24 protein-coding genes and 2 tRNA genes are annotated in these 22804 nt (G+C 42.9%); 9 read left to right on the plus strand and 17 right to left on the minus strand.

The features are described 5' to 3' along the window. Window positions 1-100: 100 nt before the first annotated feature. Together MKY19_RS22830 and MKY19_RS22835 are read left to right on the plus strand one after the other, a co-directional pair. On the plus strand, window positions 101-643 hold the full coding sequence (locus tag MKY19_RS22830; protein WP_231573332.1) for an ImmA/IrrE family metallo-endopeptidase: 543 nt from the start codon (window positions 101-103) through the stop codon (window positions 641-643). A 76-nt stretch (window positions 644-719) separates the two neighbouring features. Continuing rightward, window positions 720-881, plus strand: a complete 162-nt coding sequence (locus MKY19_RS22835; protein ID WP_179085777.1) for a hypothetical protein — start codon at window positions 720-722, stop codon at window positions 879-881. A 123-nt stretch (window positions 882-1004) separates the two neighbouring features. Here MKY19_RS22835 and MKY19_RS22840 read toward each other — a convergent pair whose 3' ends face one another. Then, on the minus strand, window positions 1005-1175 hold the full coding sequence (locus MKY19_RS22840) for a hypothetical protein (RefSeq protein ID WP_179086700.1): 171 nt from the start codon (window positions 1173-1175) through the stop codon (window positions 1005-1007). A 110-nt stretch (window positions 1176-1285) separates the two neighbouring features. On the opposite strand from MKY19_RS22840, the gene MKY19_RS22845 reads away from it, so the two are divergent. The 3 genes from MKY19_RS22845 (at window position 1286) to MKY19_RS22855 (ending at window position 3275) form a co-directional block, all read left to right on the plus strand. Next, window positions 1286-1618 carry a DUF3139 domain-containing protein gene (locus MKY19_RS22845; RefSeq protein WP_076299638.1) on the plus strand — a complete coding sequence of 111 codons (333 nt, stop codon included), beginning with the start codon at window positions 1286-1288 and terminating at the stop codon, window positions 1616-1618. Between the two features lie 176 nt (window positions 1619-1794). Then, window positions 1795-2289, plus strand: coding sequence for a sigma-70 family RNA polymerase sigma factor (locus tag MKY19_RS22850; protein ID WP_339243095.1), 495 nt, complete (start codon window positions 1795-1797; stop codon window positions 2287-2289). Next, a complete protein-coding gene (locus MKY19_RS22855) occupies window positions 2286-3275 on the plus strand; it encodes a hypothetical protein (protein WP_339797897.1) in 990 nt (329 codons plus the stop codon). Before MKY19_RS22850 ends, MKY19_RS22855 begins: the two co-directional genes overlap by 4 nt. 336 nt (window positions 3276-3611) lie before the next feature. On the opposite strand, the gene MKY19_RS22860 is transcribed toward MKY19_RS22855, so the two are convergent. Next, a complete protein-coding gene (locus MKY19_RS22860) occupies window positions 3612-4115 on the minus strand; it encodes a hypothetical protein (RefSeq protein ID WP_339243098.1) in 504 nt (167 codons plus the stop codon). Window positions 4116-4425: 310 nt separating this feature from the next. Here MKY19_RS22860 and MKY19_RS22865 point away from each other — a divergent pair, with 310 nt between their 5' ends. The 3 genes from MKY19_RS22865 (at window position 4426) to MKY19_RS22875 (ending at window position 6789) form a co-directional block, all read left to right on the plus strand. Continuing rightward, window positions 4426-5379, plus strand: a complete 954-nt coding sequence (locus MKY19_RS22865) for a S8 family serine peptidase (protein ID WP_339797900.1) — start codon at window positions 4426-4428, stop codon at window positions 5377-5379. Between the two features lie 21 nt (window positions 5380-5400). Beyond that, window positions 5401-6105 carry an SAR2788 family putative toxin gene (locus MKY19_RS22870; protein WP_339797902.1) on the plus strand — a complete coding sequence of 235 codons (705 nt, stop codon included), beginning with the start codon at window positions 5401-5403 and terminating at the stop codon, window positions 6103-6105. Between the two features lie 165 nt (window positions 6106-6270). Beyond that, entirely contained in the window at window positions 6271-6789 is a 519-nt protein-coding gene (locus MKY19_RS22875; protein ID WP_339797904.1) for a hypothetical protein, read from the plus strand. Between the two features lie 317 nt (window positions 6790-7106). Here MKY19_RS22875 and MKY19_RS22880 read toward each other — a convergent pair whose 3' ends face one another. The 3 genes from MKY19_RS22880 to MKY19_RS22890 all read right to left on the minus strand — a co-directional run bounded on the left by MKY19_RS22880 (window position 7107) and on the right by MKY19_RS22890 (window position 8680). Continuing rightward, the gene (locus MKY19_RS22880; protein WP_339797906.1) at window positions 7107-7352 is read right to left on the minus strand and encodes a hypothetical protein; all 246 of its coding nucleotides are present in this window, start codon (window positions 7350-7352) and stop codon (window positions 7107-7109) included. Between the two features lie 203 nt (window positions 7353-7555). Then, complete coding sequence (locus MKY19_RS22885) at window positions 7556-8161, minus strand: restriction endonuclease (RefSeq protein ID WP_339804466.1); 606 nt, start codon at window positions 8159-8161, stop codon at window positions 7556-7558. A gap of 42 nt (window positions 8162-8203) precedes the next feature. Then, window positions 8204-8680 (minus strand): GNAT family N-acetyltransferase, encoded by a 477-nt coding sequence (locus MKY19_RS22890; RefSeq protein ID WP_339266530.1) that lies wholly within the window; start codon window positions 8678-8680, stop codon window positions 8204-8206. Window positions 8681-8910: 230 nt separating this feature from the next. Between MKY19_RS22890 and MKY19_RS22895 the strand changes: the two genes are divergently transcribed. Next, entirely contained in the window at window positions 8911-9369 is a 459-nt protein-coding gene (locus MKY19_RS22895; RefSeq protein WP_339797909.1) for a site-specific integrase, read from the plus strand. Between the two features lie 119 nt (window positions 9370-9488). Here the strand turns inward: MKY19_RS22895 and MKY19_RS22900 are convergent. The 12 genes from MKY19_RS22900 to MKY19_RS22955 form a co-directional block, all read right to left on the minus strand. Next, a tRNA-Ile gene (locus MKY19_RS22900) sits at window positions 9489-9562 on the minus strand. A gap of 44 nt (window positions 9563-9606) precedes the next feature. Then, window positions 9607-9683, minus strand: a tRNA-Met gene (locus MKY19_RS22905). Window positions 9684-9765: 82 nt separating this feature from the next. Further along, the gene (locus tag MKY19_RS22910) at window positions 9766-9930 is read right to left on the minus strand and encodes a hypothetical protein (RefSeq protein WP_019909365.1); all 165 of its coding nucleotides are present in this window, start codon (window positions 9928-9930) and stop codon (window positions 9766-9768) included. 112 nt (window positions 9931-10042) lie between these two features. Next, complete coding sequence (locus MKY19_RS22915) at window positions 10043-11530, minus strand: extracellular solute-binding protein (RefSeq protein WP_339797913.1); 1488 nt, start codon at window positions 11528-11530, stop codon at window positions 10043-10045. Between the two features lie 396 nt (window positions 11531-11926). Further along, window positions 11927-12565 carry an orotate phosphoribosyltransferase gene (gene pyrE / locus MKY19_RS22920; RefSeq protein ID WP_042190802.1) on the minus strand — a complete coding sequence of 213 codons (639 nt, stop codon included), beginning with the start codon at window positions 12563-12565 and terminating at the stop codon, window positions 11927-11929. Next, window positions 12562-13308 (minus strand): orotidine-5'-phosphate decarboxylase, encoded by a 747-nt coding sequence (gene pyrF / locus MKY19_RS22925; protein ID WP_339797917.1) that lies wholly within the window; start codon window positions 13306-13308, stop codon window positions 12562-12564. The genes pyrE and pyrF overlap by 4 nt, the downstream gene beginning before the upstream one ends. 110 nt (window positions 13309-13418) lie before the next feature. Continuing rightward, window positions 13419-16646, minus strand: coding sequence for a carbamoyl-phosphate synthase large subunit (carB, locus tag MKY19_RS22930; protein WP_339266539.1), 3228 nt, complete (start codon window positions 16644-16646; stop codon window positions 13419-13421). Window position 16647: 1 nt separating this feature from the next. After that, the gene (carA, locus tag MKY19_RS22935; protein WP_042190808.1) at window positions 16648-17826 is read right to left on the minus strand and encodes a glutamine-hydrolyzing carbamoyl-phosphate synthase small subunit; all 1179 of its coding nucleotides are present in this window, start codon (window positions 17824-17826) and stop codon (window positions 16648-16650) included. A 118-nt stretch (window positions 17827-17944) separates the two neighbouring features. After that, on the minus strand, window positions 17945-19228 hold the full coding sequence (locus tag MKY19_RS22940; protein ID WP_042190810.1) for a dihydroorotase: 1284 nt from the start codon (window positions 19226-19228) through the stop codon (window positions 17945-17947). Between the two features lie 110 nt (window positions 19229-19338). Continuing rightward, window positions 19339-20244, minus strand: a complete 906-nt coding sequence (locus MKY19_RS22945; protein WP_042190812.1) for an aspartate carbamoyltransferase catalytic subunit — start codon at window positions 20242-20244, stop codon at window positions 19339-19341. Window positions 20245-20248: 4 nt separating this feature from the next. Beyond that, entirely contained in the window at window positions 20249-20812 is a 564-nt protein-coding gene (gene pyrR / locus MKY19_RS22950) for a bifunctional pyr operon transcriptional regulator/uracil phosphoribosyltransferase PyrR (RefSeq protein ID WP_042130202.1), read from the minus strand. A 626-nt stretch (window positions 20813-21438) separates the two neighbouring features. Next, window positions 21439-22692 carry an LL-diaminopimelate aminotransferase gene (locus tag MKY19_RS22955; protein ID WP_042190817.1) on the minus strand — a complete coding sequence of 418 codons (1254 nt, stop codon included), beginning with the start codon at window positions 22690-22692 and terminating at the stop codon, window positions 21439-21441. Between the last annotated feature and the right edge of the window lie 112 nt (window positions 22693-22804).

A 22804-nucleotide genomic window follows, 5' to 3' on the forward strand; every position in this document is an offset into this window, starting at 1 on the left:
GTGTCCTTATGTTTTTTACTTTACATAGCCTTCGGGCTTTTCTTTTGCTCATTTATGCGAACATACGATCCTATAACTGATTCTGAATGAGGTGAATGATATGAATAACATGAAATCCTATTATCAAATGACTGCGCTGGAGAAGTGGACAGAAGATTTATACAAGCGTCTGAACCTTACTCAGCCTTCGCAAATTTCGATTGCTTATATTGCAGAACGGCTTAATATTTGGGTTCATTATTTGGATGTAAGAAGCAAGAGCATCGAAGCATCAGCGGGGATGTACACCATGTTTATTGACAACCGGCTTCCAGCCAGTCTGCAGCGGCTAGAGTTTCTCCATGAGCTCTGTCATCTGCTCCGCCATGGTACTGATCAAATATTGATGCCAGAACATTTTACGCGGGCACAGGAGGATGAATCTGAGCGATTTATTCTTTATGCAGCTATGCCCTACTCCATGATCTCCCGCATGACATTGCCTGAGCAACGGGAAGATGCAATCAGCTATCTTGCAGCAGAATTTCAAGTGCCAAGCGAGCTGGCTTTACAGCGGATTGATCAAATTCAAAGACGTGTTTTTCAGGGGCAATTATTGGCCGTGATGGGAAGAAACGAAGAACGATTAACACATATTCAATAATGACTGCGGAGATAATAAGGGTAGTCGCAATGAAGGACCATTAATTAGGGTGGAATTTCTCGCAAGGGGGATCGATATGGAAGCCATTAAAGTAATTGAATTATTGATGACTCATCCAGATTATAACGTAGATGCAGTACACCCCGAAATTCCGGATTTTGTTGGGATCGAGTCGATTGAAGTGGATCATGAAACGGGGACCTTCTCCATTTTATTGCAAGAACCCAAAGAAGACTGAAGATGATTTGTGTAAGTTCATAATAAAAAGGCAGCAAGTATAGTATACCCAGGCAATTCTTTACCTACGCGGGTTTAACTATCGGCAGGAAATTTGCTGCCTTATTTGTAATTATAAGCTCTGTTATGCGACAAATTGAATCAAACCAATAAGAATTAGAATGAGGAACATACCCACAACTCCCCAAATAATAAACCATAAGATTCTGAGACCTGGTAGGCTGGGACTAGTATGATTCTCCAATACCTTAATTCGCCGCTCCAGCTCCTGTATTTTTTCTTCTTGCTGCGTCATCTTTCTCTCCACCCTTCTAATGTGTAGATTACAAGATACAATAGATATGACATACCAGTCACAATATATTATCTTATAATATATACATTTTAGCTAAATGGAGGGAATTAATGAAGAAAAGAACAAAAATAATCCTTATTACCTTCGTTATTGTATATGGAGTCGCTTCTTTAGCGCTTCAGGCCTTCCGAAATCATATGGACAATGAAGTGATTCATTATTTGGTAGCTACGAGAGATTATAAGAATGAAGATCTTTATAAAGTACACACCCAGATTAGTAAGGCTCCCGTCGTAAGTACAACGGTGATTTTTGCAGATGAACCTAACGCAAGATACTTTTATCGAAAAGAGAAGGATCGGATTTATCAATATAGCATGGCTCTTGTAAAAAGGTTTGATCCAAACTATACATATAAACATATTGAGGAGGGCCTCCCGTAAAGGGGAACTTCTATTATAAAGGCGCGATTGTCTCAGTAGTCATGATATGGCTGCTGGGGCAATCGCGCCTTTTTTAGATTCTAACCCTTGATCTAGACGCTAACAAATTTTCTCAGGAACATAATGTGACCAAATGCCGTCCTAAATGGTGTTATAGGTAAAGGGGGCATAGAATCATGCAACGATCCATGACCCGGCCGGGAAATCATGTGATAAAGAGTTACGAAATCTACGCAGATATGCTGTTCCGGATTGCTTTGGTCCATTTAGGCAGCCGCCAAGATGCCGAAGAGGCCACTCAGGACACCTTCATCAAACTGATAGAAAAAGCACCAAAGTTCATAGACGCTGAACATCAGAAAGCATGGCTGATCCGAGTAATCACCAATCATTGTAAAACATTACTGGGCAGAGGCTGGCGCAAGCGCGAGGTTAAGCTGGAAAATGCTGAGCCGATTGCGGTAGACACCCCCGAGGATTTGGCTCTACTGCAGTTAGTTATGGCGATGCCTATGAAGTATAAAACCGTAATCCATCTTTATTATTACGAGGACTATCCCATCCAGGAAATCAGCAAGATTCTGCAGATTAGTCAGTCTGCCGTGAAGATGAGACTTCAACGGGGACGGCAACTGTTAAAACTGGAGCTGGAAGGAGTGGAATCACAATGAAAGAAGATCAGTTTCGAACATCATACAAGAGAGCGGTGGATTCTATGAAACCAGGTGAAGAGATGAAAAAAGAATTGATAGACAAACTGGAGCAACAGCAGGAACGGAAACGTCCACGCAAGACGGTTTATATCGCGGCAAGTATCGTCCTCGCCGCCGGGATCGGCTTAGCTGCACCTAATATATGGCAGCAGTTAAACGGCCAGAGTACTCAAGGGCAAATCGCTCAGGTAACTCCAGGTCCAAGCCAACCAGACAATTCTGGCATAAATGCGTCCGGAAGCATTGTTATCCCCAAGTTGGAACTGCCAGATACCAAATCTGGCGTTATGGCAGATATGATCGCTCTAGTCGTATATAAAGATAACATTTATACACAGTCTGCGACTCGAATCAACGCAGCCGATGCTGCCGCTCTGCGTGGTGACAAGCTGGGACGTACTACAGGTGGCATCGATGAATGGAGCGGTAAAGACAAATATATTGAGTTGGCTTCTAACATTGGCGAAACGGATATCTATTCCGTGAAGGGATATGATTCCAATTTCCTGATTATGTCCTATTTGGAAATCAACGGCGAGGTATTCGCCGAACTGTATGAGCATACAAACGGGATCACCGTAAACAGCGGCGCTGATCTATTTGGCAAGCTAAATCTGGAAGGTAGAATTACTTCCGCACAGTGGGAAAGCTTCGACAGCTGGAACAACGGACAGCAGCAGTACACACCGCTCGCTGACGACGAGGCACTTAATGGCTTCTTGAAGGCACTCCAAGCAGCCAAACCGCTGGCAGCAGAGCCTCTTATCGCGCAAGGCATCTACGACAGCGAAGACCGCAAGGTTCTCTATCTCCAGCTGGAAGACAACGCCCGGGTAGAGCTGACGCTGTTTGGTCAAGGGCTAGTACGTTACGGTCAGGCACCTGTATTCTTCGAGGTCGAGTCCGGGGCATTCCAGCTGCTATGGGATAGTATGAAACCATAAGAATGATGGTCGGAAACCGAAAGTATAGCGATAGGAACAACGATTGGGACAACTTTTCGGGCACCATACCCATTAGAAAAGTCTAGCTGGATACAAAAAAAGGCGTTGCTGCAAAACCATTTCATGGCTTTGCGACAGCGCCCTCTTTGTGTTGGCTGCATGGTTTGCATTGCGTCATGTCAGAATATCAGATTCTAAGTATAAAAGAGCCGTTGTAGATTAATCCTATGATGGCTCTTTTACATGTTCAATACTGCTATGATAACGGGACTCAAAAAAAGAACGCCCACCATGGACGTTCCTGAGATTCTTATTCGTATACAACGTTTCAGCAAGTTACGCATTTACACTTTCTGTTTTACGATCCTGTCTTGTGTGTAATGTTTTCATCGCAAATCTTGCTATCGGCTGAGCAACCAACAGTTCAATCCAAAATGCTATACCAAAGTTTCTTGGCCAGATATGAAGGAAGTTTTTAAGTGGCTCTAGACTTATTTGTTTCGTCCCAACCCATGTACCGATTATCGATAGTAAAATAGATAACACCGTAACATTCAATAAAGTATTCAACAGCACCCTAGCATTAAATCCATCGGTTTGTCCCATGAATTTCGGCATCACTTTCCCAACAATCGGCCCGGCAACTAATCTTACGGATAAAACTACGATCATCCACATAAACGGAATAACCTTTAGTGTATCTATATACACTTCCTTACTGAAGCCCCGTTCCAACCCCACAATAATAGGGGCAATAGTGTTTACTGAAATGATTGAAATAATGAGTAAAAATAATATACCTTCTTTTCCGTTTCTGGGCAGTCTTGTGTCTCCATGCATGTTTGTCATCTCCGTGAATCATATTTCAGATGGCAGACGTATCATGAGACATATATTTTTGGCCCAATAAAAAGACCAATATCTCTACACACTGATTTAATAATTATAGCACTTTTTTCAAATGAATGTCAGACCTCTATTTAAGATTTATTAAATCCCTCTGCTCTTTAGTGCATTCAAAAGATTTAAACTATCCCTGCAAGCGCATGGCGATAAATCTGGTATCAGTGCATCCGTTAGCAAGCTCAAAATTCCAGCCTTCCTAATTCCCTGCCTTTTGAATTTATGTAATAGATATAAAATTTCAATTTTGGTATTAATAATCTTTACAGTTTTCTTCTGTTTAGCATTTTCATCTTTCAAACATTCTAGTGATATCCATTATCAAATAGTTAGCCCTAAAGAAGCCAGCGTCATCAATTTTGATAAGAAACAGCAAGTACCTTGGGGAGTTCTCTATCAAAATCAAAAGATCTCGTACACCTTAACTAACAAATTCTCTAAAGTGATTAAAGTAGCTATTATGGATAGTGGAATTGATGAACAACATGAAGATTTAGAAAACACATCCATAATTCAATACAATGCTGTTGACTTGGAAGAGCCAGTTTTTGATAAATTAGGTCATGGAACTGCAATAGCAGGTATCATTGCTGCAAACGACAATGAATTCGGATTAGTAGGGGTTTCCCCTCATGTTGAGATTTTATCTATTAAAGTCTTAAACGATGAAGGTAAAGGTGAATTTGAGAGTTTTGTGAGAGGTATTGAATGGGCTATCGATCACGATGCGGATATTATTAATATGAGTTTTGGAATTATGAGAGATGATCCACAATTAAAGACAGCCGTTGAGAAAGCACTCAAACATGGAGTTATTGTTGTTGCTGCGGTGGGTAATAAGATGGGTTCTGAGGTTGAGTTTCCAGCAGCATATAAGAAGGTTATTTCCGTTACAGGGATAGACAGCACAGAAAATATTTTTAGCCTAGCGTCTAGAGGAAAAGTTGACTTTAGTACACCTGGCAAAGATATTCTTAGCTTGGCTCCAAATGACCAATATGCTGTTTATAACGGGACTTCTTTTGCTACTGCTCATATCACTGGAACTATTGCAAATCTACTCCTGATTAACGACTATTCTAAGAACGAAAATATTAATACTTTTATTAAAAATGATTTAACGAGCCATTCAAAGGATCTGGGCAACAAAGGCTACGACAATGTTTATGGTGTTTATGGAAACGGTTCCTTATCTAACTAACTAAATGAAAGAGGGATAAAATTGAATAAAAAAAGATCTATTATTAAGCCTATTATTTCAACCCTACTCACCTTTGCTATTATGTTTTGTTTCGTAATTCAGCCACAAGCATATGCTAAGAGTGAACGGTCAGACGAAATATCTCCTAGTTTTCATGTTATAACTAAAGATGAAAATAAAGTGGAAGTTGAAGCAAGATATTCTAATGGCAATTCCGATATGTTCCGCAGTTTTGGAAAAACTGAACAAAATGACTCAGATATAGTCGGTGTTATGACTGTAGATAAAAAAGAAGCAGAGATGACACTAGTAACAAACGAAAAATCAGAAGATGGATCCTCAAACGAAACAGTCTATGAAGTATTGATACATAGTATTAATGACGATGGAGAAATGAATGCTACATTTACAAATTTAGAAACTAATGAGAGTTTTTTGATTGAACAGGATAAATTACAAGCTTCCTTTGTAATACCGATTGGTGTTATTATTGGAGAAGCTTTGCTTGGGTATTTGCTTAGTATAGGAGCAGCCTTAGTTGTAGCGTACGAAACTATTAGTGTGATTAACGAAGTAAGAGATATCTTAAAGAAAGATCAAAGATACCATCACTATACAGCTCGAATTTTAAGTGGAAATCTTTATGTGGGTAACGCAATAGACTTGTCAGAAGCAGCTGCAAGGATAGTAAATCCTATATTTACCATAAATACCAAAAATGTCTGATCTACAAGCGCACCATTAGCAGATGCGGTTGCAAGATTGGCGGGTGGTGGGAATACACCTTTAGGTCCAGAGTTAACTTGTGATCAGCTTCCAGGTAATTTTTACTACATCCATTATCATACGCATAATAGAGTTGGAGGACATTCTTTCTTTTAAGGAGATATAATGCTAAAACAATTAGATGAAAATTTCAAAGCATCTGGTCTACCATCAAATTACACTTTAGACCAAGCAGGACAGTTACTTCAAAAAAATTACAATGCAATTGAACTAAGTAAAGATGATTTTAAAAATCTACAAAATGATCCAGACGCAAAGTACGACCACATTGCAAAATGCTATAAAATAGTGGACACAAAGTTACTTTATTCAATTTACACTCAGGAAGAGAAACAGGATTTATCTGAAATGATCTTATATCTTAATAGTTTGGATAATAGAGGATCGTCAGACAAATCTGAAAGTGAACTTATATGGAAAGATATACAAGAAGGGAGACGAATCAATATTGTACTAGAAAGTGTAGATAACAACTCTATATCTTCATTTACTATGCAAGGTTTGTCTCAAAAAATTCTGAATGATCTAATTATACTAAAGGGTATTCCAAATGAATATTGCGTACTGGGCAATCCTCATTATGAATATTACCTGAATGTACTGCATAATGCAGGAAAAATATAATGAACATTTCACTGAACTTAATTTCATTACTAAATTAATTAAATAAAAAAAATCCCCCGTTAAGGTTGACGGGGGATTTTTTATACATGCTTATGCCAATATCATTCTAAATTCAAATTCATTTCTCATGTAATAAGCGTCTGCGACCTTAACGCTGACTGGGCTCCATTTTTGTACTGGACCTTCACAATCAAATATACAGCTAGCTAGATCACCACGACGTTCAAGTATATCCATTTGAGACTGTGAAAAAGCAGTCGTTAGAAATTCAGTGTCTGTCTTTAGGACTTTGTATATATTACTCAACATGATCACTTCTAAAAAGATAAGGTACAAAGCGCTAATCCTAATACAATAACTCCTACGATCATCACAACAACACCTTTTCTGTTTTTCAAATAGTTATATCCACCAATAAATATGAGGGCTCCACACATCATTACAACCATCAAAGATTGTTGTTCCTCATTCGCAACATCATAATTATTGAACAATAAAGAAATACCTAGAAGAATAGTTGCCGCACAAAAATGGACACCAAATTCTTTGAATATTTTCTTCATAACAGTACTCCTATGTATTAAAATACCTGGTCTCATTTTCTCTGCTTTATGTATTTCTTAATCAAATAAAACAATACAAATCCTAACAACACAAAGCCAAGTATGGTGATCCATAGAATCGTTTGATTCCCTACGAAAAAGTATGTATTTCTGTATTGAAAATCTTCATGGTTCATCAGTATAAAAGCTCCTTGTTCTAAGAACTATCTATTTCTTCGCAACCCATCGTTTTCAACTTTGAAGTCCTTCTTAATTACTTTATCATCCCATGACTCCAGTATAATCCTGGGCTCTGACTCAAGGATATCCTTTGCTTTATCAATCTGCCCTGACTTGAAAAAGTTTATAATTTCTATAAGGTCACTTCTACTATGTAATCTTACGGCGTTATAACTAGCAAGTTCTTCACAGGCTGAGGTATATTGATTTGAGGATATTACCATGGACTTTTTTGCCATGTAATATCTCATGGAACTATAGATCTCTTGAACAGCTTCTAACCTTACTGGATAAGAATAACACTTTGCCTGAACAACATTTCGAACCCCCTCCCCGTCTGTAAACACTAAGTCAGATCCAAAATCTCTGCCTCCTCTCGTTTTATATGCATCACTATAACCCATGGCCAAAAATAAACGATACAGATATTCTACAAAGCCAGTTCCGTCTTCCATTCGGTCTATGTCCTGGATCGTAATCTTAAGTGGATCAATTACTATACTTTGGGGAGGGTAACTCTTCTTTCTAGATAAAACTTTGAATACAAAAACAGCAGTAATGATAGCAAGAATAACCAACAAAATTATCATTTTTGTCAACCAGCAACCCCCATTAATATTAAGAACCTCGCATTAACTAATGAATACTTGTGTTCTTCTTCCTACTTCAATTCGCTCAGTAAATTTTCCTCCTGTATATTCTTCTATTGCCTTTTTCCAAAAGAGTTGAGCAGGCTTGTTGTTATCTATTTGGTAAACTTCCCATTTTCCCTGGTGCATATCAAATATATCTTTAGCAACCATTCTCCCTAATCCCAGCCTACGATACTTCTTCGCAATAAAAAATTCAGCAATAGAAAAATATGCGTCATCTTCTTCCCGATTTTTTAATTTGACTAAGACAAATCCAACAAATTTCCCATTGAGACTGATTAAATATGGATAATTGGGGTCTTTAGACCAATATTCATCAATTGGATAATTAGCATACTTACCGTTTGCCTCAAACTGCAACTCCATAAATTCTGAGAAATCATAAATATAGAATTGTAACAGGTTGCTGAGTATTTCTTTATGTTCCAAGGTTGCTATTTTGATTTCATAGTCCATGTTTGATACCATCCCTCTGTAGATTCAACTATCGTTTCGCTCTGGACACTCTATTATAGATTTAGTAGCTTGCATTAAGTCACTCCTTCATAAATACGGTTCTTGATGAGTATCACCTTCAAAAAAAGGTGCTTTCAGAGTACACCTTAAGTTAACTGCGGGAAACGGAAAGTTTATTTTAAGTTAAACTTTACTGCCTGTTAGCTTGATGAGGCGCCCGCCCGTCTATTGTGTTTTCATTGGCAATTTATATTGGAATGAGACGTGGTGAGATCCTTGGACTTTGCTGGGGTGATATCGACTTCGAAAAGAAAGAACTCAAGGTGATCCAGACGGCCAACTGGACACGTGATGGTTTAGTCATTCAACGCCCGAAAACGAATGATTCCATACGACGGGTAAAACTTTTTCAGAATATTATTGATGACCTTAAGGAACGCTACAAGCAAATCGAGGCTTATAAAAAAGAATATGGAGACTCATATGAGGATAATGATTTAGTATGTTGCTACCCTGGCGGGGGTTATATAAATCCAAAGGTAGCTGCTGAACGACTGGGTATAACTCCTGCGATGTTCAACGAACGATACTCACACCTACTCCCAATCATGCAGGAAGAGGCCGTTGACAAAATTGAAGAAGAACTGAATAAATACGCTGAAAAACAGCTCGAAACTGCAGAAAAATAACTCTCGTTAGCAAATCCGTTAGCAATCTTAAAATCCCGGCCTTTCCCAATCCTATTTTCTTTATATCACTAATCCTATAGACAGCAAAAAACCCTTACAAAGTAAGGGTTTTTGATAAGTGGGCCCTGAGGGACTCGAACCCCCGACCAATCGGTTATGAGCCGACCGCTCTAACCAACTGAGCTAAGGGCCCGGATCTAAAAATATCCGAATGTAGAATTGCTGTTGTAAATAAATTGGTTGCGGGGGCAGGATTTGAACCTGCGGCCTTCGGGTTATGAGCCCGACGAGCTACCGGGCTGCTCCACCCCGCGTCAGAAAAAATATTCAAACAGCGACAATAAATAATATACAGTACAAATCGGGTCTACGTCAAGGAAAAATTTATAAAAGTTCTCAAGGCAGAAATCTAACCCCGTACCTTCCCTTACGGGATCGATAAATTTCTACAAAACGCGGGTCATGATAACCGTAAATCCAGCCATCTTGCTCCAATCTTTTAGCCAAACAACCTGCTTGAAATCTGGTCCTGAACAGTTTCGCGAAGTATATCCAATTCATGATGCCCTCTTCTCCTTTTCGCAAATTTATGATACACCGCTCTGAACTTATCATGCCCAAGTTCCACAAAATAAGCCACCAGAAAACTGGTGGCTTAGGGCATATTCCAGAGTCATTCACCGATCGAGTCAAAATAGACCGTGGGATCTTTTTCAAGTGTATCCAGCATGGTATTCCCTTGCTTCTCCCAAGCTTTGAGTGCATTCTCGACGGTTTTCTTCCCCTGATAAACATCAATAAATAATTGACGTCCAACATCACTAATCCGGCTAATCCCAGGCTTCTGCATCTGTAAACTGATCAATAAAGGATCCGTTGCAGGTAAAGGCTTAAGCGTATAAAAAGCTTCCAAATTTACAGAAGGGGTCTGAGCGGTAATATAGTCCTTACGGGAAGTCAGTTCACTCTTGTTATGGGCTTTGATTTTCGCAACCTCATTACTGTTGACGAACTTAATCAAATCCCAGGCATCTTCCTTATTAGTAGCCGTAGAACTAATAGCCATCATATTACCAAGCCATGTTCCAATGGCAACATCCGGTTTTTCCTGAAAGGTAGGTACAGTAACCACACCCCATTTGATGGGACTGTAATTTTTGATCTTAGCAGCATTACGGGCCACTCCCGCCAGTTCATTGAGATAACCATATTCTCCAACGACCATTGCTGCTTTACCTGTGAGGAACAGATCGCCTTGGATTGGACTGTAGGCATTCCCTTCTGTTCCTGCAAAATCCAACCCATTTAGCTCAGGTACAATTTGTTTCTTAACCAACTGGCTGTAAGTAGTCCAAGCCTGATTCCACTGTGTGGTATTTACAGTCATGTGCTGACCCTTATTATCGTACATCGTAAGTTCTAGCGGTGCGACATAGCTCTGCATATCCCAGAATGGATCACTTAAGTAACGGTTCATCGAGAACCCGTATATCCGAGTTTCTTTATTAGATGACTTCTTCGTCACCTTATCTGCTAGCGTAAACAGTTCATTCCAAGTCATCTTATCCGTTGGATAGCCCACACCAGCAGCATCAAAGATTCCCTTGTTATAAAAAAGCGCACTAGACGAGAAGATCGGCGCCAACGCAAAAAGACTTCCTCTACCCAGCTCACGAACTCCATTCAGCATCGTAGGCGCCATATTGCTTAAATCATACTGATCACGCGCTATAAGCGGCTCCAGCGATTGGACAAGATTATGATCCACCAAACTCTTCACTAATGCGCTATCACCGACGATCACATCAACAGGCTTATCCCCGCCCATAATCGCCCGGATATTTTCCAAATTGTCAGAGCTTGCGTCTGAGGAGGTGTTATTGTACCGAAGGTCATTCGTATCTATAGCCGGAATAATCTCCAATTTGATTTCTGGATGCTGCAATTCATACATATCTGTAAACTGCTGACGAAAAAACGAATCGTCCTCCCCAGACCATAGACTCCCAATACGCAATACACGTTGCTCCACTGAAGCCTTAGAAGGCTCAGCCCAAGCCGTATTCCACCCATCAGAGATTAGTGGTAGTATCAGCGCAGCGCATACCCCAAGGCTTAACCAGCGGCGCCACAGCCGTTTATTGTTGTTTATATGATTCATTATTATATCCTCCCATAAAATACTTGATTCTTCTACATCTTATGGATAAATAATCCATAATCCTAGTAACAGTATAAAGCTTTAATCAAGAAGGGAAGTTACAGGACGTTTAAAGTTATACTACGATTTCTTCATATTATTCTCATAAAAATGTTACTAGGAGCTTTTGCAGATACACGATCTCCACTACTAGAAGGTTTCGGCAGATACTAGGCTGATTATAATTGCACAAAGTGCAACTATAGTGCCAATTCCTCTAAGAAAAGTTAGTTTAAGTGTACAAAATACAACTATTCGTGTCTTGGATGACAGTTGAGTATGTTATGTCTGTTAAAAAATAAAAGCCCCTCACTGAAAAGTGAGAGGCTCGCCTAAACTATACTCATTTATTTAAGCTTAAACACCAAATGATGAAGGATCTTTTCTCCAAGATTTCAGTACTTCTACGTCCGTCGATTCAATTTTACCTTGTGCAAGAGCCACATCAATCAATGTGCTGTAGTTGGACAAGCTTTGTAATGGCATTTCAGCTGCAGCAAAAGCATCCACTGCACGGTCCAGCTCATAGCTGAAGATTGCGAGTACAGCCAGCACTTCTGCGCCAGCTTCTTGCACGGCCTGAGCCGCTTTGATGGAGCTTCCACCTGTGGAGATCAGATCTTCAATAACAACAACCTTTTGTCCCGGTTTAATCAGACCTTCGATCTGATTCTGCTTGCCGTGGCCTTTAGCTTTATCACGGATATAAGCCATTGGCAGGTTCAGTTTATCTGCTACCCAAGCCGCGTGTGGAATACCCGCGGTTGCTGTACCTGCGATCACTTCTGCGTCCGGATACTCGCTCTTAATAAGCTGCGCGAAGGCATCTGCAATATAGTTACGAACTTCTGGGTAAGCCATAGTCAGACGATTGTCGCAATAGATCGGCGATTTGATACCAGAGGTCCATGTAAAAGGCTCCTGGGGACGCAGTGCTACTGCTCCAATCTCCAACAGATAACTTGCTACTTGTTCACTTCTATTTAATGAGCTCATGCTAGGGTCATCTCCTCAATAATGTTTAGTGCTGCTTGACGTGGATCTGGTGAAGCTGTAATCGGCCGTCCTACAACAAGGTAGTGACTACCCTGACGAATGGCTTTTCCAGGTGTCATAACCCGGGACTGATCGTCCAAGGAAGCACCTGCTGGCCGGATACCCGGTGTAACCGTGCAAAATGCTGGGCCGCAAGCTTCTGCGATAGCTGCGGACTCTTGTGGCGACGCTACTACACCATCTAGACCCGCATCGGCAGCCAGCTTGGCGTATCTTACCACAGTATCCGCTACCTCTCCAGCGATCCCAATTTCGTTATTCATCACTTCTTGACTCGTACTGGTTAGCTGGGTAACTGCAATAATCAAAGGCATCTTAAGGGCAGCATTAGCACTAACTGCTGAAGCCGCTCCTTCGCGTGCTGCAGCCATCATGGCTGAGCCCCCTGCCGCGTGTACGTTAAACATATCAGCGCCAAGATTTGTAAGACTTTGAGCGCCACCTTTTACCGTGTTAGAGATATCATGCATTTTCACGTCAACGAACACAGAATAGCCACGAGATTTCAGCTCTTGAATAAATTCTGGTCCTGCCGCATAGAACAGCTGCATGCCTACCTTCATATAGCAAGGAATTCCTTCCAGCTTATCGATCAAGGCTCTTGCTCCAGTCACATCAGGATAATCCAAAGCGATCATCAGACGATTCGCCATTGCTTTCCACTCTACTTCTCCTACTCCCATAACCATGCTCCTATCCAGTGCAGACTACATCCACACCCTTTATTTATTAGACCCTAGGCATAGCGGAACGGTCTGCGTAAACGCAAACCGCCCTATGCATCTTTATGAGATTAGTTCAATTGTCCGACAAAAGCAGGCATGGACTGTGACGAGAAGTTAATCGTCTGCAGCATTCTGAGAAGTGCCGTCACTGTATCCAGTGAAGTCATACATACGACGCCATTCTCAACCGCTTCACGGCGGATACGGAACCCATCACGTTCTGGCGTTTTGCCTTTAGTCAGTGTATTAAAGACGAAGTTAGCTTGCCCACCACGAATCAAGTCGAGAATGTTTGGCGCACCTTCATCCAGCTTGTTTACATTCATTACGTTGAGGCCTGCTTCTTCAAGCGCTTGTGCCGTGCCTCCAGTTGCAATGATTTTGTAACCCATGGAGTGGAAGCCTTTCATAAGTTCTACAGCTTCTGCTTTATCTTTATCTGCCACCGTAACGATGATAGCGCCAGTAGCTGGAATTTTCATCCCTGCTCCGATCAGACCTTTGTATAAAGCTTTTGCATACAACTTATCACGGCCCATAACTTCACCGGTTGATTTCATTTCAGGTCCGAGTGTAGGTTCTACTCTGCGCAGTTTGGCAAAAGAGAACACTGGCACTTTAACCGATACATAATCGCTTTCCGGCCACAACCCTTCTGTATAACCGTCATCCTTCAGCTTGCTGCCGAGAATGATTTTGGTTGCCAAATGCGCCATTGGAATTCCTGTCACCTTACTCAGGAAAGGAACCGTACGCGAGGAGCGTGGATTTACTTCGATTACGTATACTTCGTTCTGATAGATAACAAACTGGATGTTGACCAGTCCAATCGTCTTCAGTTCCTTAGCGATTTTAATTGTGATCTCAGCGATTTTCTCTTTTAGACCTTCATCCAGATATTGCGGAGGATATACGGCGATAGAGTCACCGGAGTGAACACCTGCGCGTTCGACATGTTCCATGATGCCCGGAATAACTACTGTCTCACCATCACAAATCGCGTCTACCTCAACCTCTTTACCTAGCATGTAACGGTCAATCAATACCGGATGCTCCGGATTCACTTTCACCGCTTCTACCATGTAGCTAAGCAGTTCAGTATCGTTATATACGATTTCCATTGCACGTCCACCTAGTACGTAGGAAGGACGTACCAGCACCGGATACCCAAGGGATTGTGCAGTTTCTACAGCTTGATCCACGTCGGTAACCGTCTTGCCTTTCGGTTGAGCGATATCAAGGCGTGCCAGCAAAGCTTCGAATTTCTTACGGTTCTCAGCTTCATCAATGCTATCAAGGCTAGTTCCAAGAATCTTCACACCAGCAGCACTTAGAGGTGCCGCAAGGTTTATCGCTGTTTGACCTCCGAATTGAACAATAACTCCAATCGGATTCTCTTGCGCAATTACGTTCATGACATCTTCGAAGAATAATGGTTCAAAGTACAACCGGTCCGAAGTATTAAAGTCTGTAGATACAGTCTCAGGGTTATTATTGATGATAACCGCTTCATATCCAGCCTTTTGAATGGCCCATACCGCATGGACTGTGGAGTAATCGAACTCAATCCCTTGACCGATCCGGATTGGACCAGATCCCAGCACGATAACCTTTTCCTTATCAGAATGAATGACCTCGTTCTCAGTCTCATAAGTCGAGTAGTAATAAGGTGTAGAAGCTTCGAACTCAGCCGCACAAGTATCTACCATTTTGAACACAGGTGTTAAACCTTGCTCCAAACGTAGCGCGCGTACATCAGCTTCTTTGGTGAATTTCCCGTTCGCTTGTCCTTCTGCACGAATCTCAGCAATCGCACGGTCTGTAAAGCCTTTACGTTTCGCTTGGTATAGAGTTTCCGCAGACAACGTTTCTTCGCCGCGAATAACCTCTTCAAAGTTAATCAAACCTTCAATTTTGGAGAGGAACCACCAGTCCACGTTCGTAATATCCTGGATTTCTTGCAAACCGTAACCACGACGGAAAGCTTCAGCAATCAGGAACAGACGCTCATCGTCAGGCTTCGCAAGACGTTCACGCAGCACGCTCTCTTCCAGTGTCTCTGCACCTGGCAGACGGAACCGGTGAACACCAATTTCCAAAGAACGAATCGCTTTGTGAATCGATTCTTCAAAAGTACGGCCGATCGCCATTACTTCGCCTGTCGCTTTCATTTGCGTACCCAGCTTACGGTTCGCATGAATGAACTTGTCGAACGGCCAGCGTGGTATTTTACTTACAATATAGTCAAGTGTTGGCTCGAAGCATGCATAAGTCTGTCCGGTTACTGGATTGACGATTTCATCCAGCGTGTAACCCATCGCGATTTTGGCAGCCATTTTGGCAATTGGATATCCAGTTGCTTTGGACGCCAGAGCCGAGGAACGGCTGACACGCGGGTTTACTTCGATTACATAATATTGATAACTTTGCGGATCAAGTGCGAATTGTACGTTACATCCACCTTCAATATTCAGGGCGCGGATGATTTTGAGCGAAGCTGTGCGCAGCATTTGGTATTCGCGATCCGATAACGTCTGGCTAGGTGCCACAACGATACTGTCACCTGTATGTACGCCTACAGGATCAAAGTTTTCCATGTTGCAGACAACGATACAGTTGTCATTAGCATCACGCATAACCTCGTATTCAACTTCCTTCATGCCGGCAATACTCTTCTCAACCAGACATTGTCCGATCGGGCTGTAACGAATTCCTGCTTTGACAGTTTCACGCAGCTCTTCTTCGTTATCGCAGATCCCGCCGCCAGTGCCGCCAAGTGTATAAGCTGGACGTACAATCAGAGGGAATCCAATTTCCTCAGCGAAATTCATTGCTTCATCTACAGTAGTGATAATGGTGCTGTCCGGTACAGGTTGATCCAATTCACGCATTAGATCACGGAACAAATCGCGATCCTCTGCTTTCTCAATGGAATCAAGCTGTGTACCGAGAAGCTTAACATTCTCTTGCTCAAGTACACCTGCACGAGCCAATTCTACAGCCATATTTAGGCCAGTTTGACCGCCCAGCGTTGGAAGCAATCCATCTGGACGCTCTTGGCGAATAATCGCAGTTACGAATTCAAGCGTAATAGGCTCGATGTACACTTTATCTGCAATATTTGTATCTGTCATAATCGTTGCTGGATTGCTGTTAATCAGTACGACTTCCACGCCTTCTTCTTTAAGGGCTTGGCAAGCCTGAGTTCCTGCGTAGTCAAACTCCGCTGCTTGGCCGATGACGATCGGTCCGGAACCGATCACTAGTATTTTTTTAAGTTTATCGTTCTTTGGCATGTTATAGAGCTCCTTTCACGGCTTCAAGCTGTAAGTTAGTTTTTGGCGCCGTGATTCTGGCGTTTGCCGCAAGTTGTGCCTGACGTGAAACAACAGGTGTCTTTGCTTTATGATCGGCAATCAATTGGAGGAAGCGATCGAACAAGTAGCTGCTGTCATGTGGTCCTGGCGCCGCTTCTGGATGATATTGCACCGAAAATGCTGGGTAACGTGTATGTTTAATACCTTCAACAGTCTTATCATTATTATTAATGTGAGTAACTTCTAGTTCAGTGTTCTTCACAGATTCCTCATTCACGGTATAACCATGGTTCTGGGAAGTGATGAAGCAGCGTCCGCTTTCCAGTTCCTTCACAGGGTGATTCCCACCGCGGTGACCGAATTTCAGCTTCTCTGTATCCGCTCCACAAGCAAGTGCAAACAACTGATGACCAAGGCAGATGCCGAAGATCGGATATTCACCAAGCAATTCGGAAATCGTCTTGACAGCGTGAGGTACATCTTTAGGGTCCCCAGGGCCGTTGGACAGTAGGATACCATCTGGGTTCAGACGGCGAACTTCTTCCGCTTTTACATCATGTGGCACTACAACAACATCACAACCACGTTCGTTAAGCTCACGTAGGATACCAGCCTTCGCACCGTAATCCACAAGTACAATTCTTTCTTTGTTGCCTGGGCTGCTGTACGAACTTGCAGTTGATGTACGAGCTACCTGATTGCGCAATTCCTCAATCGTAGTATTTCCCATCATTTCCATCAGTTCCTCTACACGTTTGTTAGAGGTGGTCAGGATCGCTTTCATTGTTCCGTAGTGGCGAATAATCCGAGTCAACATCCGAGTATCAATCTCGCTGATCCCTGGAATATCGTATTCTTTCAACAAGTCGTCCACACTATATTCAGCACGCCAGTTACTAGGTACCTCTTCATGACGGCGCACTACAAAGCCGTGTACGAAAGGTCGAACAGATTCAAAGTCATCCCGAGTAATCCCGTAGTTCCCGATCAATGGGTAAGTCATTGTAACGATTTGTCCGCAATATGAAGGGTCAGACAGCACCTCTTGATATCCTGTAATTCCTGTATTAAAAACAACCTCGCCTGTCTTTTCGCCCTCAGCGCCAAATGCGGTACCTGTAAATAAAGTTCCGTCTTGCAGCAGCAATCTCGCCTGCATTCCATTCCACTCCTTCTTGTTTCTGTAGTCTAATGCTTATGCCTTACAAGCCTTCCGGAGTGAACGTGTACACAATCGCTGCATCCGTAAAGATCAGCAACTCCGCCCCACCAGTCCGCTAGTTTTTCTCAGTCCATACGGCTTTGCCGTCTACCCATGTCATTACTGGCCAGCCCTTAAGCTTCCAGCCACCGAAAGGAGTATTCCGTCCTTTACTTGCGAAAGATCCTGGGTCTACTTCTTTCTCCTGCTCCAAATCAATCAGTGTCAAATCTGCAGGAGCTCCGATATCCATCACACCGGTGTTCAGTCTGAATACCCGTGCAGGATCAGCAGTCATTCTTTGTACTAGTAAGGATAAATCCCATTTCCCTGTTGCTACAAACGCTGTGTATAGTAGTGGGAAAGCTGTTTCGAATCCAACGATACCAAAAGGTGCAAGTTGCATGCCTTTAGCCTTCTCTTCCTCACTATGCGGCGCATGATCCGTAACAATCATATCTAGTGTGCCGTCAAGCAAACCTTCGATACATGCTTCAACATCGCGGCGGGAGCGAAGCGGCGGGTTCATTTTCCAATTGGCATCAAGGCCTGGAATATCTTCTTCAGAGAGCAGCAAGTGATGCGGACACACTTCAGCAGTTACTTTAATGCCGATTTCTTTCGCTTGGCGAATCAGTCGCACCGATTGTTCAGTACTTACATGGCACACATGGTAATGAACGCCTGTCGCTTCAGCCAGCAAAATATCGCGTCCAACATGGATGGCTTCTGACTCATTTGGAATTCCTTTCAGGCCATGCTTTCTTGCGAACTCACCTTCGGCTACACAGCAGCCTTCAACCAGTGAATTATCCTCGCAGTGAGCAATGACTGGCATATCCAGTGCTGCGGCGATGTTCATAGCATCTTTCATCATTTGAGCACTTTGCACGCCCACGCCGTCATCGGTATAACCAATAGCTCCAGCTTCTTTAAGCGCTGCAAAATCAGTCAGCTCACGTCCGAGCTCATTTTTCGTAATGGCTGCATAAGGAAGGACTTTAACGAGTCCTGCTTCACGCGCTTTGTCTTTGACAAATTGTACGATTTCCGGGGTATCTGTTACTGGACGGGTATTAGGCATACAAGCGATGGTTGTAAATCCGCCTTTGGCAGCCGAACGACTTCCGGTTTCCACGGTTTCCTTGTGTTCAAATCCCGGTTCGCGTAAGTGCACATGCATATCAATGAGTCCTGGAATGAGCAGCTTACCTTCAGCATCAATGATCTCTCCAGCTTCTGGAGCAGCTTCATTTCCATCGATTAAGGCCGAGATCACACCTTCTTCAAGTACAATATGTTTCCGCTCTAACAAGCCTTCCTTAGTCAATACGCTGGCGTTTCTAATAATCACTGTCATGATTCTACCTTTACCCACAGATCCCGGCTGCGGGCCCTCTCGTTATTATATAATAAAAATTCATGTTTGTGTATATTTATTAGTCCTTATTCATCATCATTCTTTGAACTTTATAATAAAGCTCTTTCGAGAACTGCCATCCGAACCGGAACCCCATTAGACATTTGCGGAAAAATCCTTGATTGACTGCTCTCTACAACTGCATCATCAATCTCGACATTCCGGTTAACCGGAGCTGGGTGCATAATGATTGTATCTTTTGCGAGCTTAGCTGCGCGTTCTTCCGTTAAACCATAATGTCTGCGGTAATCTTCCGCGGAAAGTACGATACCAGAAGAATGACGTTCCAGCTGCACACGAAGCATCATGACTACATCTGCTTTAAGAGCTTCTTCTATCGTTACATAAGGTGCGTATTCCATAAGCTCAGGAGCCTTCATATTCTCCGGTGCACAGAATTGCACTTTAGCCCCTAGCTTTGTAAGTCCCCACAGATTGGAGCGTGCTACCCGGCTATGCATGATGTCCCCGATAATAGAAACCGTAAGACCCTTTAAATCTCCAAACGTTTTGGTCATGGTGTAAAGATCAAGCAGCGCTTGTGTTGGATGTTCATTGTTGCCGTCACCCGCATTAATAAGCGGTATGGACACCTTCTCAGCTAACTGCTGCAGCACACCTGCAGGCTTCAAACGCACAACTCCGGCATCGATCCCCATCGATTCCAGTGTGCGTACTGTATCGTAGATCGACTCCCCTTTTTCTACACTAGAAGCTGCAGCCGTAAAATTCAGTACTTGTGCACCCAGTCGTTTCTCTGCCATTTCAAAGGAGAAACGAGTGCGTGTGCTGTTCTCAAAGAACATGTTAGAAATAAAATGCGAGTTCAAAATGGGAGTTAGCTTCTCGCTCTGATTGTCCCAGTATGCCGTTCTGTCCAGCAGCCCAGTGATTTCCGACCGGTCAAGCTCTTTTATTCCCAGCAGACTACGTTCCTTTACCTTGGTAAGTGTCATGATGTTATCGTTCCTCCCGGTTTGAAATAATGTAGACCTCATCTTTGCCGTCGTATTCCTTCAGCGCCACTTCAATCTGCTCATGCTTTGAGGTAGGTACATTCTTACCGATGTAGTCTGGTCGGATCGGCAGTTCGCGGTGTCCACGGTCAGCCAGTACTGCCAGTTGAATCATTCGTGGGCGTCCGCAATCCATCAAAGCGTCCATCGCTGCGCGGATGGTGCGTCCGGTGTAAAGCACATCGTCGAACAAAATGACCTTCTTATCATGGATGCCATCACTGCCGGAAGTAATAATGACGTTACTCTTCACTACCGCTTCACTGCCTCCTACTTCACGGTCATCCCGATAATGCGTGATGTCGAGTTCGCCGTAAGGAATCTCGACGCCTTCAATTTCCTTGATCCGCTCAGCGATACGCTGTGCTAGGTATACGCCTCGTGTCCGGATACCGACCAGCAGACAATTCTCAATCCCTTTGTTCTTCTCCAAAATCTCATGAGCAATACGCGATAATGCCCGGCGGATCGCCGTTTCGTCCATAATTACATTTTTCTCAGTAACCATAATCTTGTCACCCTCCACTTGTTTCGCCTGTTCAAGTTCCTGGAAATCAAAAAACTCCTTGCCTATAACAGGCAAGGAGTGAAATCCGCAGATGAAGAAGATGGCGGCCGCGCGCATAAAAAGACAGTCCGGTGTATACACACGGATACCTTTCTAAGAGTCGCGAACCTCGATTCACGTTACCTTGCCAGCCTCACAGGACTGAATTAAAGGCGCTATTCATTTAATGAGAATTATGACAGAACAAACCCTGCATGTCAACTTTATCTGCCTAAACTACAACACTTTCCAAGCCTGCTTCTATTAACAACAAAAGGAAGGCGGTATTATAGGAAAAACCGGAAAACCTCCCTATAAATAGGCCACAATAGTCATTATGATCAGTTTATGCGGAATTCCTCCCTATAAATTGAAGGATTTCCTTGAATACAACCAAATATGCTGAAATAGAGGGGGAGATTCCCTATATTCTAGCGGATTGAAGCTAAAACACAAAATTAGAGGGAAGAATTCCCTATCTTACAGTAGCTCTATTCTACAGTAGTCTAATCCACAGTAGACTAGCCACTACATAAAGAAAAGCCACCCAAGGCTTCCCTTAGGCGGCTTCAATGTCTAACTAATGTTTAAAATTCAAACTCCACATCGCTTAAGCGTCTTTGGATTTCAGAGATGACACGTCTTTCTTCCTCTTCCCCTTTAGCAATAAAGGTAACAGAGAAACGTACAAACGGACCTGCATCATCCCAAGGCACGGTGGAGATTAGCTTCTCACGAATCAGGAATTGCGAGAAATCCTCACCGGATTCGAAACGGCGACCACCTTTGACACCCTTAGGTGCTGCAACATAAAGGAAGAAGGAGCCCTTTGGTTTCTCAGCTTGGAAGCCCAGGCTGTTCAGTGCATCTACCAACAGGTTGTGACGACGAGAATACTTGGCAGCAATCGCTTCAGTAATCTCTGGATGAGCAAGACCGTAAGCCGCAGCTTTTTGAATCGCGATAAATTGACCGGAATCATTATTATCTTTCACATCACTGAAGGCTTTAACAACTAAAGGATTCCCAGCAACAAAACCGATTCTCCAGCCTGTCATATTGTAGGACTTGGACAAGGAATGCAGCTCCACGCCAACATCCTTAGCACCTGGCACAGAGAGGAAGCTAAGCGGCTTCAAACCGTCATAGGTCAAGGCAGCATATGGTGCATCGTGGATAACGACTACATCATATTTTTTAGCCCATGCAACTACCTCAGCAAAAAACTCAGGAGTCGCACTAGCGCCCGTCGGATTGTTTGGATAGTTCAAGTAAAGAAGCTTGGCTTTATGAGCAACTTCTTCTGGAATTTCGTTCAGATCTGGAAGGAAGTTATTCTCCTTCTTCAGCTCTACTGTAAACACTTGTCCACCCAAGTATTTAGTGTGTGTACCCAGCACTGGATAACCCGGCACCGTCATGATCGTAATATCACCTGGGTTAATGAAGCAAGAAGGCAACATCGCCAGTGCAGGCTTAGAACCGATCGAGTGAACTACCTCCGTAACGGGATCAATGCCTTCAACACGGAATACGTCCCGCAAATAATCAGCAGCAGCTGTCTTAAACTCAACAATTCCATTGTCCGCATAACCACGGTTCTCTTCCTTAGCTGCTTCTTCAGCAAGCTTAGCCACAATACCTGCATCAGCCATCTCATCTGGCTCGCCTACGCCCATATCGATCAATTCAATATCAGGAAAATCCTGTTTTGCGGATGCTTTAGCACGTTTGATTTTCTCGAATTTATAAATCGAAGTGTCCTTGCCGTAGTTCGCACCGCCTATGCGGTCTGCAAAATTAGTCTGAATGAAGCTGTCTTGGTATTGTTCAATACTCATACTTTCATCTCATCTCCTGGCTATCTATTCTAATTTTAGAAGAAACGGCTTCGCCGTCCCTTGGATGGCTTATGTTTCTAGAGATCCGTTTCTGTGATAAAAAATAAGGATA

It is taken from the genome of Paenibacillus sp. FSL R5-0744, from assembly GCF_037972555.1.
In the GTDB taxonomy this organism is placed as follows: Bacteria; Bacillota; Bacilli; order Paenibacillales; family Paenibacillaceae; genus Paenibacillus_AQ.

Coding starts and splice junctions, on each gene's coding strand:
- MKY19_RS22830 (WP_231573332.1), top strand. CDS start 101: ATGAATAACATGAAATCCTATTATCAAATGACTGCGCTGGAGAAGTGG.
- MKY19_RS22835 (WP_179085777.1), top strand. CDS start 720: ATGGAAGCCATTAAAGTAATTGAATTATTGATGACTCATCCAGATTAT.
- MKY19_RS22840 (WP_179086700.1), bottom strand. CDS start 1,175: ATGACGCAGCAAGAAGAAAAAATACAGGAGCTGGAGCGGCGAATTAAG.
- MKY19_RS22845 (WP_076299638.1), top strand. CDS start 1,286: ATGAAGAAAAGAACAAAAATAATCCTTATTACCTTCGTTATTGTATAT.
- MKY19_RS22850 (WP_339243095.1), top strand. CDS start 1,795: ATGCAACGATCCATGACCCGGCCGGGAAATCATGTGATAAAGAGTTAC.
- MKY19_RS22855 (WP_339797897.1), top strand. CDS start 2,286: ATGAAAGAAGATCAGTTTCGAACATCATACAAGAGAGCGGTGGATTCT.
- MKY19_RS22860 (WP_339243098.1), bottom strand. CDS start 4,115: ATGCATGGAGACACAAGACTGCCCAGAAACGGAAAAGAAGGTATATTA.
- MKY19_RS22875 (WP_339797904.1), top strand. CDS start 6,271: ATGCTAAAACAATTAGATGAAAATTTCAAAGCATCTGGTCTACCATCA.
- MKY19_RS22880 (WP_339797906.1), bottom strand. CDS start 7,352: ATGAAGAAAATATTCAAAGAATTTGGTGTCCATTTTTGTGCGGCAACT.
- MKY19_RS22885 (WP_339804466.1), bottom strand. CDS start 8,161: ATGATAATTTTGTTGGTTATTCTTGCTATCATTACTGCTGTTTTTGTA.
- MKY19_RS22890 (WP_339266530.1), bottom strand. CDS start 8,680: ATGGACTATGAAATCAAAATAGCAACCTTGGAACATAAAGAAATACTC.
- MKY19_RS22910 (WP_019909365.1), bottom strand. CDS start 9,930: ATGAATTGGATATACTTCGCGAAACTGTTCAGGACCAGATTTCAAGCA.
- MKY19_RS22915 (WP_339797913.1), bottom strand. CDS start 11,530: ATGAATCATATAAACAACAATAAACGGCTGTGGCGCCGCTGGTTAAGC.
- pyrE (WP_042190802.1), bottom strand. CDS start 12,565: ATGAGCTCATTAAATAGAAGTGAACAAGTAGCAAGTTATCTGTTGGAG.
- pyrF (WP_339797917.1), bottom strand. CDS start 13,308: ATGGGAGTAGGAGAAGTAGAGTGGAAAGCAATGGCGAATCGTCTGATG.
- carB (WP_339266539.1), bottom strand. CDS start 16,646: ATGCCAAAGAACGATAAACTTAAAAAAATACTAGTGATCGGTTCCGGA.
- carA (WP_042190808.1), bottom strand. CDS start 17,826: ATGCAGGCGAGATTGCTGCTGCAAGACGGAACTTTATTTACAGGTACC.
- MKY19_RS22940 (WP_042190810.1), bottom strand. CDS start 19,228: ATGACAGTGATTATTAGAAACGCCAGCGTATTGACTAAGGAAGGCTTG.
- MKY19_RS22945 (WP_042190812.1), bottom strand. CDS start 20,244: ATGACACTTACCAAGGTAAAGGAACGTAGTCTGCTGGGAATAAAAGAG.
- pyrR (WP_042130202.1), bottom strand. CDS start 20,812: ATGGTTACTGAGAAAAATGTAATTATGGACGAAACGGCGATCCGCCGG.
- MKY19_RS22955 (WP_042190817.1), bottom strand. CDS start 22,692: ATGAGTATTGAACAATACCAAGACAGCTTCATTCAGACTAATTTTGCA.